Source organism: Xanthomonas sp. (genome assembly GCF_017163755.1).
GTDB lineage: Bacteria > Pseudomonadota > Gammaproteobacteria > Xanthomonadales > Xanthomonadaceae > Xanthomonas_A.
This window is the reverse complement of the sequence record NZ_JAFIWC010000009.1, coordinates 35493-50432: the sequence shown is the minus strand read 5'-3', so window position 1 is coordinate 50432 and position 14940 is coordinate 35493. Positions and strand designations below refer to the sequence as shown.

Below are 14940 nucleotides of genomic sequence, written 5' to 3'. Positions count from 1 at the left end.
TGACGTTGAGGAGCGCATCGTGAGACAGTTTCCTGATTGGCAGTACATTGCCGCGATGCTCGGCGTGCTGGCGCTTTCGGCCGGCACCGCATGGGCGCATCACGGGGTCACCGGCCGGTACGACACCGGCACGCCGATCGTGATCGCCGGAACGATCACGCGTGCGACGTTCGCGCCTCCGCATCCCGTCCTATCGGTGCGGGTCGATGCGACGGAGGTGCCGGCACTGGACGTCGATCGGCCGGATATCATCACGGGGCCCCTGGTCATGCGTCCAGAAGACGCCGGTCAAGTGCGCGAGATCGAATTCTCGCCGGTGCGGATGTTCCATGAACTCGGAAGCGAGCTGCGCGCCGGCGACCGCGTCGTGCTCATCGCGCTGCGCAACTGCCTGGCGCCGCATCAGTTGCGCAGTTCCTGGATTCGGCTGCCCAGTGGCCGGATCGTTTCCTACACCGGCGACTGGGCGGGCAGGACGCACGGATGCCGCTAGCCGAGGCCCTGACATGGATCGAGGGGTCGACGCCGGCGCGCTTCATCGCCACGGCGCCGCTCGTCTATCCATGCATCTCGGCGCTGCATCTGGTGGGGATCGGCCTGCTGTTCGGGGCGATCGTGCCGGTGGATCTTCGTCTGCTGCACGTCACGGGGCCGCAGTTCGATCGGGCGTTGCCATCGCTGGTGCGAATCGCGGTGTTCGGCTTCGCACTCGCCGCGGCGTCCGGCGTAGCGCTGGCGTGCGTACGCATTGGCGACTATGCGGACAATCCGGCCTTTCTCGCCAAGATGGGCATCCTGCTGGCGGCCGGGGCCAATGCGCTCGTGCTGCGCAGGCGGACTCCCTCGCGCGATGTCGTGGACGCGATAGGCACAGCGATGGGGCGGATTGCCGCCGCAGCGTCGCTGCTGCTGTGGCTGGCCGCCATCTTCGCGGGACGATGGATTGCGTTCACGTAATGGATGCCGGCGCGAGGCGCCGCCCGGGCGGCCGCGGCAGGCGGGATGGACGTATCCATGCCTGGCTCGGCTTCGCCGCGTCGAGCGCATTCCTTTCGGCGTTGCGCCGAAGACGCGCTCCGAACACCCTGTTCGGAAATCTGCGAATACCGGCTGGCTGATGCTTGCCCCGGCATGCCGACCGGTACCGGCGCGCAACAACGCCGCATGCGCCATTTCCGCAACCGCCGAAGGACTTCGTGGGCGAGGTCCGCGTCGGCGGTGCGACGCGAAGGCTATGGCAGCGATCGACCGACGCCGCCGGCTTCTTCAGGACTTGGCTCGACGACCCATTGCGGTCGTGCCCATCGGACGCGCCTGGCGGGCCTCATCGCATCGCAGGTCTCCGAGCGGTTGGTCCGGTCGTCGAACGCAGGCCGTATGCGGGTGCATTCACCCATGCGCTCATCGAGCGTGGACGATCGCGAAGATGAAACAGATTTCCACGCATGGATCGTACAAGCATCGGCTTCTAACCTTTGCAGCCAGAGTCGGCATCACGTGATGCCGGCTGGCCAAAGAGGTGAGATATGGTCGAGAAAGCAGATCCCGGTTTCGCAGCCGATGCGCAGCCAACATTCACGCAGGGCATCGACAGACGCCACTTCCTGGGCGGCCTGGCGCTGGGCGCCGGTGCCGGCATGCTCGCGAGCCTTGGCGTCGCGGGCCTTGCACATGCCGCCTCGCCGTCCACCCGCAACAGGATCGTCGTCACCGCGCCGACAGGCAACATCGGCCATCGCGTTCTCGACAAGCTCCTGGACAGCGGCGCGCTGGACAGCGGCGTTCCGGTCCGGGTGATCGCGCGCGATCCCTCGCGCCTTGCCGCCGCGACGCGGGACCGCCTCGAAGTCGTGCAGGGCTCGCATGGCGACGCCGCCGTCGTCGACGAGGCATTCAAGGACGCCGACACCGTGTTCTGGCTGTGCCCGGCAGACCCGCATGCCGAGAGCGTCATGGCGGCCTATGTGGATTTCACCCGTCCGGCCTGCGCAGCCATCAAGGCGCATGGCGTCCGTCGCGTGGTCGGCATCTCCGCACTGGGGCGCGGCACGCCTGTGGCGGCCAGCGCCGGATACGTCACCGCGTCGCTGGCGATGGACGACCTGATCGCGGGCACCGGCGCGCACTTCCGTGCGCTGACCATGCCGTCGTTCATGGACAACATCGCGCGCCAGGCTGCCTCGATTCGCGATCGGGGCATGTTCTTCCTGCCGATCAACGGCGATCGCAAGCTGCCGGCGGTGGCCACCCGCGACATCGGGGCAGTCGCCGCCAGGCTGCTGCTCGACACCTCCTGGCGCGGACGCGACGAAGTGCCGGTGCTCGGTCCGGAAGACCTGTCCTTCAACGACATGGCACGCATCATGTCCGACGTGCTGGGCAAGCCCGTGCGCTACCAGCAAGTCGGCTTCGAGGCCTACAAGGCCGGCTTCGTCCAGCGCGGCATGTCCGACGCCATGGCCCAGGGCATGACCGACATGGCCAGAGCCAAGAACGCGGGACTCGACAACGCCGTCCAGCGCACGCCCGCAAACAGCACCCCGACCCGCTTCCGGCAGTGGTGCGAAGAGGAACTGCGGCCGGCGGTTCTCCGCTAGCGCCCTACGCCGGCCCGAAGCGCATCGGACGCGGCTTGCCCCCCCCCCGCACGGCAAGCCGGCAACCCCATTCGTCCCGGGCAGGAGGCGTCGTGGCGGACACGGTAGTGCGACCCAGCAGACGATGCAGGCGCTGCTCCGCCGGCTGATGGGCGCAGCGGTCTTGCCGCCACTTCAAGCGGACATTCCGCAGCGCTGTAGCCGCCGAGCGGCGACTGAGTAGGCGCTCGCTGGGGTTCTCGCCACCGGGAATGGCGCAGGCCATGGGATCGCCCAGCCCTCTTGAAAATGTAATGTTATTACATGTTAGCATGCGGGCCGTTTGCGCGACTGGGCCACTGCATGCTCGCCACATCCCTCCCGGTGGATATCCGCCAGCTCTCTGTTTCCTACGCGGACAAGCCCGTGCTGTCCGAGCTCGACCTGCGCGTGGAGCCCGGCTGCATCTATGCCTTGCTTGGCGGCAACGGTGCCGGCAAGTCGACGACGCTGTCGGCCCTGCTCGGCTTCATCAAGCCCGCCGCGGGCCAGGTGTTCGTCGCCGGCATCGAGCCTTGGCGGGAACCAGCGAAGGCGCGCGCGCAGCTGGCCTACCTGCCCGAGAACGTGGCGCTCTACGAGCACCTGTCGGCGCTGGAGAACGTCGACTATCTGCTCTCGCTGAGCGGGCGCAGGCAGTCCCGCGACGCCATCCACGAGGCCCTGCGCGGGGCGGGCCTGCAGCAACCGGCATGGACGCAGCGGCTGTCGGGCTTCTCCAAGGGCATGCGGCAGAAGGTCGCGATCGCGGCGGCGCTGATGCGCGAAGTGCCGCTGCTGTTGCTCGACGAGCCGTCCTCCGGCCTCGACCCGGGCGCCAGCGCCGACTTCCATGCGTTGCTCGAATCGGTCCGCGCGCGCGGCACCTCGGTGCTGATGGTGACCCACGACCTGGTCGGCGCGATGGAGGTCGCCGACCGGATCGGCGTGCTCGAACGCGGCCGCATCGCCTACGCGGTGGACCGGGGCCGGTTCGACCTGGCCGCGCTGCACGCGCATTTCGCCGGGCGGGCGCAGGCGGCATGAGCGTCGTCGCTTCGGTGATGCGCAACGAGTGGCGGGCGATGGCGCGCAACCGCACCGCGCTGACCGGCATGGTGTTGCTGGCGATGCTGGCGGTGGTCTCCACCGTGGTGTCGATGCACCACATGGGCGCCGCCGCGGACTACCGCGCCCGCCAGCAGGCGGCGGCGCAGACGGCGTTCGCCAACCAGCCGGATCGCCATCCGCACCGAGTGGTGCACTACGGACATTTCGTTTACCGGCTGCCGTCGGCGTTGGCCGCCTTCGATGCCGGCGTCGATCCGTTCACCGGCAGCAGCATGTTCCTCGAAGGCCACCGCCAGAACACGGCCAACTTCGGCGACGTCATGCAAAGCTCGGTGCTGGTGCGGTTCGGCCAGCTGACGCCGGCGTTCGTGCTGCAGATCCTGGCGCCGCTGGTGCTGATCTTCCTCGGGCACGGGGTGCTGGCACAGGAGCGCGAACGCGGCACCTTGCGCCAGCTGATGCTGCAGGGCGCGTCGGGCCGGGTCATCGTGTCCGGCAAGCTCGGCGCGTTGCTGGCGGTGGCCGCGGTGTTCCTGTTGCCTGCCATGGCCGGCCTGGCGGCCATGGCCGCCGCGCCCGGCGCGTCGGCCGCCGTGGCGCTGGCGCTGGCGTCGGCCTACGCGCTGTACCTGGCGCTGTGGTGCGTGCTGATCGTGGCGCTGTCGGGGCTGATCCCGCGCCGCCGCGATGCGCTGCTGGCGCTGGTCGCGTTGTGGGCGCTGACCGCGCTGCTGGTGCCGCGGATCGCACCGGACGTGGCCTACGCCGCGCATCCGCTGCCCGACCGGCTGCAGACCGATGTGGCCATCGGCGCGGACCTGCGCGCGATCGGCGACAGCCACGACCCGAACGATGCGTACTTCTCCGGCTTCAAGCGCGACGTGCTGGCGCGCTACGGCGTCGCCCGCATCGAGGACCTGCCGGTCAACTACAAGGGCCTGGTGGCGGTGGAAGGCGAGCGCCTCACGTCCGGGCTGTTCAACGCCTACGCCGCGCGCAGCGCAGGCATCCAGCACCGGCAGAACGGGCTGGTCGCCGCCTTCGCCGCGCTGAGCCCGGCGATCGCCTTGCGCCAGCTCTCGATGGCCGCGGCCGCGACCGATCTGTCCGCGCATCTGCGCTTCCTGGAGCAGGCCGAAGCGCACCGCTACCGGATGGTGCAGCAGCTCAACCAGCTGCAGGCCGATGGCGTGTCGTATGCCGACGACACCGCCTCCGACGCGGGCGCGGACCGGCGCAAGCGCGTGGACAGCGGGCACTGGCAGGACATTCCGGCCTTCGCCTTCGCCCCGCGCGCGCCCTCTGCGGTGCTTAAGGCATTGGTGCCGGGCGCGCTCGTGCTGCTTGCGTGGCTGCTGGCCGCGCTCGCGCTGCTCGGCCTGGCGACACGCCGCCTGGGGGCCACGCGATGAGTGTCTGGCGCTATGAAATCCTGATGGTGCTGCGCTCGCGGATGTCCATGGCCGGGCTTGCGCTGCTGGCATTGCTGGCCGTGGCCAGCCTGGCGTCGGGGCTGCAGCGTATGGAGAGCCAACGCGAGGCGATCGCGCGCATCGCGTCGCTGCAGCAGGTGGACCTCGCGGCGGTAATGAAGGCGCATGGCGCGTCGACCGACGCGGGCAGCGCGGCCTACTACACCTTCCATCCCACGTGGCACGCGCCCACCCCGCTGGCGTTCGCCGCGGTCGGCATGCGCGATGTCGCCCCCTACATCCTGCGGGTCCGCGCACTGGGCCTGGAAGCGCAGATCCACGATGGCGACACCTTCAATCCGGAACTGGCGCTGGCTGGGCGGTTCGACTTCGCGTTCCTGCTGACGTTCCTGCTGCCGGTGTTCGTCATCGTGCTGTTCCACGACCTGCGCTCGGCCGACACCGAGTCCGGACGCGAGCGCCTGCTCGGCGCCCTGCCCGCGTCGTTGCGCCGGCTGTATCTGCGCCGCAGCGTGGTGCGTTGGGCCGTGTTGCTGGCGTGCGTGTCGCTTCCCTTCGCCGGCTTCGCGCTGCAGCAGCAGGTGCCGTTCGTGCAGATCGTGTGCGTCGTCGGCTTGACCGCGGCGTACCTGTTGTTCTGGATCGCAGTGGCGCTTGTGGTGGCCATGCGCGGCTGGTCGTCGGCGGCCAATGCCGCAGCGCTGGTCACCGCATGGGTGGCGATCGCGCTGGTGCTGCCGGCGCTGTCGCACGTCGCCGTCGAGCGCGCGATCCCGGTCGAGCAGGGCGCCGAGATCGCGCGCGCGCAGCGCGAGGCGGTCAACCGCGCCTGGGACATCCCGCGCGAGGCCACCATGCAGCGGTTCTATGCGCGATACCCGCAATGGAGCGACTCCGCGCCGCTCGGCGCCGCCTTCCACTACAAGTGGTACCTGGCCTTCCACCAGAACGGCGACGACAGCGTGGCCGCGATGGCCGCCGCCTATCGCGACGGCATCGAGCGCCGCTTGGCCACGGCCACGCGCCTTGGCTGGCTGTTGCCGCCGGTCGGCATGCAGGCCGTGCTGACGCGCTGGGCATCCACCGACATGGGCGCGCACCTGGCCTACCAGGACCGCATCCGCGCCTACCACGGCGAACTGCGCCACTTCTATTACGGCTACCTGTTCCGCGACCGTCCGTTCACCGCGGACGACTTCGCTCGCGCGCCGGCCTTCGCGCCCACCGATCCCGGCGCGGCCCGCCGTCCCTCCCTGTGACCGCCGGCCCCCGGCCCGCGTCCCCTCGAGCATCCGTCCCCATGAAGATCCGCATCCTCGCCGCTGTCCTTGCGGCCCAGTCCAGCACCGCCGCCTGCGCGCAAGCGCAGGGCGCCGCCACCACGATGGGCGCCGTGCAGGTGCGCGACGGCCAGGCCCAGCTGACCGCCAACCAGGTGCTGACCTCGGTCGATGTCCTGGGCGCGGAGCGGATCGAGGACAAGACGGTCATGCAGAGCTGGGAGCTGCTGGGCCAGATGCCGGGCATGCAGCTGACCGAGACCCGCCAGGGCGCCGAGTCGGGCAAGGTGACCTTCCGCGCGTTCAACGGCGAAGGCTACCTCAACGGCATCAAGACCCTGATCGACGGCATTCCGAGCAACGTCAACAGCGGCAACCAGCGCTTCATCGACATGATCTTCCCGCTGGAGATCGACTACATCGAGGTCGTCCGCGGCACCAACGACCCGCGCTACGGCCTGCACAACATCGGCGGCAACATCAACTTCGGCACCCGCCAGGGCGGCGACTACACCGATGCGCGGCTGACCTACGGCAGCTTCAACACCCGCGAGGCGCAGATCGCGCTGGGCCGCGAGGCCGACGGCTTCGCGCAGAACTATTTCCTGGGCACGCAGGCGTCCGATGGCTACCGCGCGCACGACGGCTCGAAGAAGGTCAGCGTCGGCGGCAAATGGTTCTTCGGCAGCGACGCGGACGTGGCGAAGTTCGGCGTGATCGCCCGCCTGTACCACCACGAGGCCGACGAGTCGGGATTCATGACCGCCGAGGAACTCGCCGCCGACCGCCGCGCGTCCGATCCGCGCAATGCCAACGACTCCGACGATCGCGACATGCGGCACCTGAGCACCCACCTCGATCTGCGGCTGTCCGACACCGTGCACCTGAGCAGCAAGCTGTACTACAACGGCTACGACGACGACCGCTACGTCACCTTCAGCGACTACCCCGTGGGCGACGCGCCGCGCCAGCGCCGCGAATGGAACGAGCGCCAGACCGGCCTGTTGTCGACGCTGACCTGGGCGGCCGGCGACACGCTGACGCTCGAAGGCGGCGTGAACCGCGAACACCAGGACAACCGCTACCGGCGCAGCCGGTTCCGCTTCGGCATCCCGACCGATTTCGATGCCGCACCGACGCGCATCCAGAACGACGACCGCTACTCGCTCGACAACACCGGCGCCTATGTCCAGGCGATCTACGCCCCCGTGGCCGCGCTGCGGATCGTGCCGGCATTGCGCATCGACCGGTTCGATGGCCACGCCCGGCTGCCCGGCGGCATCGAGGCACCGCTGCAACGCTACGGCACCATCGAGCAGCCCAAGCTCAGCGTGATGTACGCGCTCACCCCGACGCTGAACGTCTACGCCAACTGGGGCCGCACGTTCCAGATCCTCACCGGCTCCACCGCGCCCGCCTACCTCACCGCCGGCCAGAAGGCCTTCGCGCCGTCGGTCAATACCGGCAAGGAAGCCGGCATCAAGTTCAGCGGGGCCGGCGGCACCGACATCCGGCTGGCCATCTGGCAGCAGGACGCCACCGACGAGGTGGCCAACATGCCGGCCACCGGCACCACCGTGGGCCTGGGGCAGACGCGCCGGCGCGGCGTGGATCTGCAGGCCAGCACCCGCATCGGCGAGCGCTGGTCGCTGTGGGGTTCGCATGCCTACCAGGAGGCCAAGGTGGTCAGCGCCTTTGCCGACGACGGCACCTCGCTCGCCGGCAACGAAGTCCTGGCGACGCCGCGCTTCATCTCCAACATCGGCGTGGATTTCGACGCCTCCGACCGCCTGCGCCTCGGCGCGCAGGCGCGCGCGCAGGGCGACTACTACCTGGAGGCGCGCAACGCCGCAGGCAAGTTCGGCGGCTTCGCGGTGCTCGACCTGAGCGCGGGCTACCGGCTCTCCGAGCGCATGCGCATCGACCTGCAGCTCAAGAACGTGACCGGCCGCGAGTACGAGTATGTCTGGTACGACAACTTCTTCTGGGGCAGCGACGCACGCCCGATGTTCTCGCCTGCGCCCACGCGCTCGGCATTCCTGTCGTTGAGCCTGAAACTCTGAGCCCCGGCCACGCGCGTGGGTGGTTATTCCCACCCACGCCGCGTCGTCGCGCAAACGACAGTGTTCCGACCTCATGGCCTCGGCCCGGCCAGACCAGGCGCCAGTGCGACGCGGGTTACGACCGCGCGACATCGACGCTGCCGCCATGGTCCCCATCATTGATGGCATAGCGCCCGCACCAACCGGGTAGCGGCCTGCAGCGCTGCGTGAGCGAGCCTCTGCAGCCGCGTCGCCCCGATCGCCACAAGGCTGCACCGAGGCGTTCATCGCCTTGGCACCTACCACGTGCACGTCATCGCGATTCGCCGGCCACGCGGGGCAGAGGCTGGGCGGCAGTTCACTCACGCAACGCCACTCGCACCTGCGGCTTCCCGTCGCCTCGCCGAGTGCCGAAGGAAGGTCGCGCCGCCGCCACCGAAGCCCGCACGTGAGCCCAGACGACCTCCCGACTTTAGCAATGCCGTCCCCAGGCGGCCATCGGAAGTGGCACTGCCTGATTCCTGGGCGGCTGATGTGATTTTCGCCTCTTTTCATCCGCCGTCGCGATAGCGCCTCCCGACTCGGAGGCGGTTGATGGCGCCGTGCCAATGCTGAGCGTGCGTCCCAGGCGACGGAACACCACTAGATCCTATCGATGATCAACGGCCGCCCGGTGGCAAGCGGCACACCACGCATGGCGAGGGGGTAGCTGAAACCAAACAACGCGCCCATCGCATCAAAAGCGGTAGCCCATCTCGGCGCCGACGACGCGCGGGCTGTCGATCGGGCCGTAGTAGTTGCCGTCCCGGCCAAAGGCCAGGTTGTCGAAGATCAGGCCGTTGACTCGCCTCCTGTCCGTCAGGTTCTGGACGAAGATCCGGCCGGTCCAAGGCCCCTGCTCGTATCCCAGCTGCAGCCCCAGTATGGCCACGGCAGGCTGGTAGGCCCGGTTCCTCTCATCGAGCGCGCTGCTTCCGGTGAAAGCCGATTCAACCCTGGCGAAGATACCCGACGCATGCTGGTAACGCGCGGCGAGGTAGCCGGTGTAGTGCGGCGTCAGCTTTACCCGGTTGCCGGCCAGGTTTTCTTCGGCCGACGCCCACAGCCGGGTGTACTCGGCGTCCACATAGCCGACATTGCCCGTCAGCGTGAAGCCCGGGAACAGCTCATACACGCCTTCCAGTTCGGCGCCACGGGAGCGGATCGACGCATCCGATCCGACGTAGTCGGAGGACACCGGCCGCCCGTTGGCATCGGTCGCCAGCTGAATCTCCTGCCAGTTGTCCGAGGTGATATGGAACAGCGCGCCGCCCACATGGCCACGGCCCTGCCCGAGGTTCATCTTGAAGCCCAGTTCGTGGCTCCACATCATCTCCGATTCATAGCGAAGCACCCGATCGTTGATCTCCTCGCTCTGCGCCGCGGCGAGGTTGAAACCGCCGGGAATATAGCCCTTGGCCGACGCCGCGTAGAAGGACAGATCGCCCGCCGCGTCGTAGCGCAGCGACACGCGCGGCAGGGTCGCATGGAAGGTATGGTGCAGCGCTGCGTCCTTGTACATGACCAGGCCGCCCGCCCCCAGGTCCAGCGAACCCGCCCTCTGTTCGGTGGACCGCCGCGCCTGCTCATGGCGCACGCCAACGCTGGCTGTCAGCTTGGGCAAGGAAGGCGGAGTGAAACTGGCAGTGGCAAAGACGCTGTAGTCCTCGCCCTTGGCGGTTTGCCGTGGCGCGAGGTTGTAGCTGTCGAGCCCGCGCAGGATCGGCCCCACGAACGTGCCCAGGATGGAATCCTTGCCGTTGCGATAGGTCGATGCGCCGGCCATCCAGGTCAGCGGCTGGTCGTCGGGGGAGCTGAAGCGCGCTTCGGCGTTCCAGGCGTCCTGCTTGTCGTAGATCCGACCCGCCAACGCCGCGCTGTGGGTCATGTCGAAGTCGTAGCCGGCAGATGTGTCTTCCTGGGTTCGATACGAGGCGGCCACGTCCAAGGTCCCGGCCACCAGTTGCCACTGAGCGCTGATGCCGGCGACCGTCTCGTCCTTTTCAGTGCGCTTCGGCGCATCGTTGATGTAGGTGTAGTCCCCCGCCCGCCGCCCGCCATTGAGGGCATCGCCATAGGTGCGGTTGTACAGGCCCACATCCAGCGGCAGGTACTCGTACTCGAACATGCCGGGAGCGCGCGTGCGCAGATGGTAGGCCAGCGCATTCACGCTGACGTAGTCGCTTGGACGCCAGCGCAACTTGCCCTGCAGGTAGCCCTCCCTGACCTGGCCGCGGGTCCCCTGGAACGGAGTCAGGTTGCGCAGGTAGCTGTTCTCGTCCGATGCCATGAACGCCACCGATCCCGCCAACTTGCCGTCCTCCGCCAGCGGCCCGGCGAGGAACCCATCCAGGCTGTTGCCGTTGCCGTTGCCGAACCATGTGCTGCGCAGGTTGATCTCGCCCTCGCCGCCATCTGCCGGGCCACGCGTGCGCACCAGCACCAGCCCCGACTCGCTGTTGGCGCCATAGAGCGTTCCCTGGGGACCTCGCAGCACTTCGACCGATTCCACTTGGTTCAGTACCGCGTTGCTCAGTTCCCGGAACGGGATGCCGTCGATGTAGACGGACGCGCGGTTGACCAGGAACGGATTGGACTCGATGCCCCTGATCGAAATGTACATATCGCTCAACTGCCCCATGGCGTTGAACTTGACGTTGGGGGCGAGCTTGTCCAAATCGCGGAATTCGGTGACGCCGGCTTCCTTCAGCGCTTGCCGGTCGAGCACCGTCACCGACAGGTCGCTCTTGAGATACGGCGTGTCCCGCTTGGAGCCGGTGACCACGACCTCGTCCAGGGTCTTCGCCTCGGTCGCCTGCTGCGCATTGGCGTGGATGGCAGGAATCAGGACGGTCGCGGCGAGAGCGACGGCGGAAGCAGGGACTTTCAAGGAAACCTCACGGGTGGGAGAAGAGCGCGACCGCGCATCACTGTTATTCTGTAACATTGACGGCAATGCGCTACTCCATTCCCGGCCGCGGCCGATCCGATTCCGGCGCCATGCCCACGCTCGTCGATCAGGTTTCTCGACAAACGCCGCTTCCTCCCAATTCCCTGCTATCGAGCGCGGACGGCTCCATTGCACTGGTGCGGCATTCGTTTGCTGCAAGCGACGGCCCAATGGGCCACCCCACCCAGCTGCGGTTGGCCCTGGCGTTGGGCGGCGGGGGGCGCCTGTATCAATGCACGAACACAGGCGAGCTGGATGCGCATTGGCAGGTTGGCCAATTCAACGTCGTCCCTCCCGCCGTCACTGGTACCTACTCCAGCCCGCCGGTCGAGGTGCTGGGCCTGGCCGTGGAGTGGGCTGCGGTAGAGGCGGAGCCGGGCGTGGGAGATTTCGTCGCGTTGGCCAACGGCTTGTACCGCGACCCAGTGGTGACCTCCGTTCTACAGGCGCTCTGGTCGGTGGGTGCGGCTGGCATTCTTTCCGACAGCTATTTGGTGGAAGGCGCGCGCGTCATCGTGCGTAGGCTGGGACACCTGGCCGCCCGGCCTGCGCTGTCCGCGCGGAGCATGCGTCCGCTCTCGTCGGAGCAACTCTCCGCGCTGGAGCGCTTTATCGACTCCCACTGGGGAAGCCGGCCGGACGTTACGGCCATGGCCGCCGCCCTGGGCATCGAGGTGACGCGCTTCGGCCGAGCGCTGCGGGCCGCAACGGGCGTGTCGCCCTACGTATTCCTGACCCATCGGCGCATGCACTGGGCACGCGTGCAGTTGGCCTCAGGATGCCGCGTAACCGAGGTGGCGCAGGCTACGGGCTACACCAACGTCAGCAAGTTCGCGGCCGCGTTCCGCCGGGTGACAGGAACCTCTCCCTCTGCTTGCGGAGGGGGCGAAGCGGCGCGACTACAAACCGCGGAAAATCCGCTGGCGCCTGCCGCGCGGTGTCTGAAACATCCTTGAGCTCCAGTTAGAACCGAACCCAGCCGGGCTCACAAGCGCATGGTCGGCCACCCGCAGCCGGCGGGTGACCGCATGCCGTCATCATGAAGGCATCGGAAACGGTGCTGGAATCACTGCGGCCGAACGACCTGGGCCGGCACGGTGTGTCGGACGTCTTGGATATTCAGGGCTGTGAGCAGGTCCGTATGCAGGGAAGCACCCAATTTCATGGTCCAAGCTCGGCAGTCGCCGGCCTTGCCGCTCCGCCACTGGACATGCTCCCCGCGACCTGCTTCGCCAGTAGCAAACGCCAAACGGGCCCCTGAGGATTCGCGCTCCCAAGCCAGCCTTGCAGGCAAGCAATGCAACACCGCGCCCAGCGGAACGCGGCTCATCGCAGGAAGAACTCCACAGGCGTGGTGACCTCGACCACCTCGCCGTCGATCTCCGGCGGTGGCGCCGGCAAGGGGCTGGCGCGCTGCACCGCCGCCACGGCCTCGGCGTCGAGGGTGTCGCGGCCGCTGCTGCGCAGCAGCGCCACCCGCAGGACCTGGCCTTGCCGGTCCACGGCGTACTGCACCTGCACGACGCCCTCCTGGCGCCGGCGTTGCGCCGCGCGCGGGTAGCGCTTGAAGCGCTCCAGGTGGCCGAGCACCTGCGCCTGCCAGGTGACCATCGCCTGCGGTGCCACGCCGGCCAGCGTCTGGCTGGCCGCATGGCGGCGGCCGGTCGGGGCCTGCACGCTGGGCGGGGCGCTGGCCTGATCGATGTCGGCGGCGGCGCGTTCCTGGTCCTGCTGCGCCTGCGCCTGTTCCGGCAGGGCGATGTCGGCCTGCGGCGCCTTGCGCGGCGGCGGCGGCATCGGCGCGGGCGGCGGCGCGGCCTTGCGCTGTTCGTGCCGCGGCGGGCCCGGCGGCGGTTCCGCCGGTGGCGACGGCGGCGCTTCCGGCAGCGGCGCCAGTTCGACCATGACCGCTTCGGCAGGCACGGGCAGCGGCTCGGGTGCGCGGCGCGCCTGCCACCACAGCACGCCGCCCACGGTTGCCGCATGGAGTCCCAGCGCCAGGCCCAGGCTCGTCCCCCAGCGTCGCCATGCGTCGCCAGCGCCCCGCGTTTCCCTCACCCGGCCGGCTCCGGCGCTTGCTCCAGCCCGACCAGCGCCACCTTCAGGTAGCCGGCCTTGCGCAGCGCGTCCATCGTGCCCATCAGCTCGCCGTACGGCACCGCCTTGTCGGCGCGCAGGAAGATGCGTTCGTCGCGGTCTCCCCCGGTCAGCGCGTCCAGCCGCGCGCCCAGTTCTTCGGCACCTACCGCGTCGTGGTTCAGGCTCAGCGACAGGTCCTCCCGCACGGTCAGGTAGATCGGGTCCCGGTCCTTCGGCTGCGGCGATGCGGCGCTGGCCGGCAGTTCCACCGGCACGTCCACCGTCGCCAGCGGCGCCGCCACCATGAAGACGATCAGCAATACCAGCATCACGTCGATGAAGGGCGTGACGTTGATCTCGTGGTTCTCGTCCAGGTCGTCGTCGTGCCTGCCCGTCTTGATCGCCATAGTCTCCATCCTTTCAGTGCGCGGCCACGGCGGCGATGCCGGGCGTGGACGCTTCGCGCCGGTCCAGGTCGCGCGAGACGATCTGCTGCACGCTCGCCGACAGATCGCCCAGCACCCCGCGCAGGCCGCCCAGCTGCCGGGTGAAGTGGTTGTAGATCACCACCGCCGGGATCGCCGCGACCAGGCCGAGCGCGGTGGCCAGCAGCGCCTCGGCGATGCCGGGGGCGACCACCGCCAGGTTGGTGGTGTTGGAACGGGCGATGCCGACGAAGCTGTTCATGATGCCCCACACGGTGCCGAACAGGCCCACGAACGGCGCGACCGCACCGATGCTGGCGAGCAGGCCGGTGCCCACGCGCAGCTGGCGCGCGCAGGCCAGTTCGATCCGCTCCAGGCGCGAGGCCAGGCGCTCCTTGATGCCGGCCTTGTCGTGCAGCCCCGCCGACTGCTGCAGCTCGAGCTGCGCCGCCTCGATCAGGGCGCGCGGGATGCCGTGGCCCAGGTGCGGTCCAGCGATGGCGTCGGCCAGCTGCCGGCTGTGCAGCAGCGCGGCCTGGGCGGCGCGCAGGGTGGCGCCCGTCTTGCGCAGTTCCCAGGTCTTGGCGAGCAGCACCGTCCAGGTGGCGATCGACGCGGCCGCCAGGCCGATCATCACCGCCTGCACGATCCAGTCGGCGTGCAGGAACATTTGCCAGGGGCTCAGGTCAGGAGGAAGGCGTGGGGTCGGCATGGTCGTCCAGAGGGCGGGGAACGGGAACAAACGCATCGGCAACGGGCCGAGGCGACAGTGGAGCGCATGGCAGCAGCCTGGCCCGTGCCAGGGCGGACAGCGCGTGGTAGCAGGCCGACAGCGATATCGCGTAGCCGTGGCGGCTCGCCGCCTCGTGCATGGCGCGCGCGCTCAGGCGGCCGTGGGCCCGGTACACGTCCGGTGCCAGGCGCATGACCGCCAGGCGCGCCGACGTCACCCGCAATCCGGCGCCGCGCAACAGGGCCGGACAAGACACGCGTGGCGGTTGGCCGT

12 protein-coding genes are annotated in these 14940 nt (G+C 68.9%); 8 read left to right on the top strand and 4 right to left on the bottom strand.

The window, feature by feature from the left end:
• Positions 1-19: 19 nt before the first annotated feature.
• The 7 genes from JR065_RS07855 (at position 20) to JR065_RS07825 (ending at position 8462) form a co-directional block, all read left to right on the top strand.
• The gene (locus tag JR065_RS07855; RefSeq protein ID WP_206233478.1) at positions 20-493 is read left to right on the top strand and encodes a DUF6152 family protein; all 474 of its coding nucleotides are present in this window, start codon (positions 20-22) and stop codon (positions 491-493) included.
• The gene (locus tag JR065_RS07850; RefSeq protein WP_206233477.1) at positions 484-957 is read left to right on the top strand and encodes a DUF6644 family protein; all 474 of its coding nucleotides are present in this window, start codon (positions 484-486) and stop codon (positions 955-957) included. The genes JR065_RS07855 and JR065_RS07850 overlap by 10 nt, the downstream gene beginning before the upstream one ends.
• Positions 958-1526: 569 nt before the next feature.
• A complete protein-coding gene (locus tag JR065_RS07845) occupies positions 1527-2597 on the top strand; it encodes an NAD(P)H-binding protein (RefSeq protein WP_206233476.1) in 1071 nt (356 codons plus the stop codon).
• Positions 2598-2939: 342 nt separating this feature from the next.
• Positions 2940-3662, top strand: coding sequence for an ABC transporter ATP-binding protein (locus tag JR065_RS07840; RefSeq protein WP_206233475.1), 723 nt, complete (start codon positions 2940-2942; stop codon positions 3660-3662).
• Positions 3659-5098 (top strand): ABC transporter permease, encoded by a 1440-nt coding sequence (locus tag JR065_RS07835; protein ID WP_206233474.1) that lies wholly within the window; start codon positions 3659-3661, stop codon positions 5096-5098. Before JR065_RS07840 ends, JR065_RS07835 begins: the two co-directional genes overlap by 4 nt.
• On the top strand, positions 5095-6378 hold the full coding sequence (locus JR065_RS07830; protein WP_206233473.1) for a DUF3526 domain-containing protein: 1284 nt from the start codon (positions 5095-5097) through the stop codon (positions 6376-6378). Before JR065_RS07835 ends, JR065_RS07830 begins: the two co-directional genes overlap by 4 nt.
• 41 nt (positions 6379-6419) lie before the next feature.
• On the top strand, positions 6420-8462 hold the full coding sequence (locus JR065_RS07825) for a TonB-dependent receptor (RefSeq protein WP_206233471.1): 2043 nt from the start codon (positions 6420-6422) through the stop codon (positions 8460-8462).
• A 715-nt stretch (positions 8463-9177) separates the two neighbouring features.
• Here JR065_RS07825 and JR065_RS07820 read toward each other — a convergent pair.
• Entirely contained in the window at positions 9178-11370 is a 2193-nt protein-coding gene (locus JR065_RS07820) for a TonB-dependent receptor (RefSeq protein ID WP_241093469.1), read from the bottom strand.
• A gap of 110 nt (positions 11371-11480) precedes the next feature.
• Between JR065_RS07820 and JR065_RS07815 the strand changes: the two genes are divergently transcribed.
• Positions 11481-12386, top strand: coding sequence for a helix-turn-helix domain-containing protein (locus JR065_RS07815; protein WP_206233469.1), 906 nt, complete (start codon positions 11481-11483; stop codon positions 12384-12386).
• Positions 12387-12756: 370 nt separating this feature from the next.
• On the opposite strand, the gene JR065_RS21800 is transcribed toward JR065_RS07815, so the two are convergent.
• From JR065_RS21800 to exbB, 3 genes are all read right to left on the bottom strand, one after another.
• Positions 12757-13353 carry a TonB family protein gene (locus JR065_RS21800; RefSeq protein WP_206233468.1) on the bottom strand — a complete coding sequence of 199 codons (597 nt, stop codon included), beginning with the start codon at positions 13351-13353 and terminating at the stop codon, positions 12757-12759.
• Between the two features lie 131 nt (positions 13354-13484).
• On the bottom strand, positions 13485-13916 hold the full coding sequence (gene exbD, locus JR065_RS07805; RefSeq protein ID WP_206233467.1) for a TonB system transport protein ExbD: 432 nt from the start codon (positions 13914-13916) through the stop codon (positions 13485-13487).
• Between the two features lie 13 nt (positions 13917-13929).
• A complete protein-coding gene (exbB, locus tag JR065_RS07800; RefSeq protein ID WP_206233466.1) occupies positions 13930-14604 on the bottom strand; it encodes a tonB-system energizer ExbB in 675 nt (224 codons plus the stop codon).
• Positions 14605-14940 lie beyond the last annotated feature (336 nt).

Bases quoted from the DNA above. Each gene is read 5' to 3' on its own strand.
- JR065_RS07815 (WP_206233469.1), top strand. From the start codon at position 11,481: ATGCCCACGCTCGTCGATCAGGTTTCTCGACAAACGCCGCTTCCTCCC.
- JR065_RS07850 (WP_206233477.1), top strand. From the start codon at position 484: ATGCCGCTAGCCGAGGCCCTGACATGGATCGAGGGGTCGACGCCGGCG.
- JR065_RS07840 (WP_206233475.1), top strand. From the start codon at position 2,940: ATGCTCGCCACATCCCTCCCGGTGGATATCCGCCAGCTCTCTGTTTCC.
- exbD (WP_206233467.1), bottom strand. From the start codon at position 13,916: ATGGCGATCAAGACGGGCAGGCACGACGACGACCTGGACGAGAACCAC.
- JR065_RS07825 (WP_206233471.1), top strand. From the start codon at position 6,420: ATGAAGATCCGCATCCTCGCCGCTGTCCTTGCGGCCCAGTCCAGCACC.
- JR065_RS07845 (WP_206233476.1), top strand. From the start codon at position 1,527: ATGGTCGAGAAAGCAGATCCCGGTTTCGCAGCCGATGCGCAGCCAACA.
- JR065_RS07835 (WP_206233474.1), top strand. From the start codon at position 3,659: ATGAGCGTCGTCGCTTCGGTGATGCGCAACGAGTGGCGGGCGATGGCG.
- JR065_RS07830 (WP_206233473.1), top strand. From the start codon at position 5,095: ATGAGTGTCTGGCGCTATGAAATCCTGATGGTGCTGCGCTCGCGGATG.
- exbB (WP_206233466.1), bottom strand. From the start codon at position 14,604: ATGTTCCTGCACGCCGACTGGATCGTGCAGGCGGTGATGATCGGCCTG.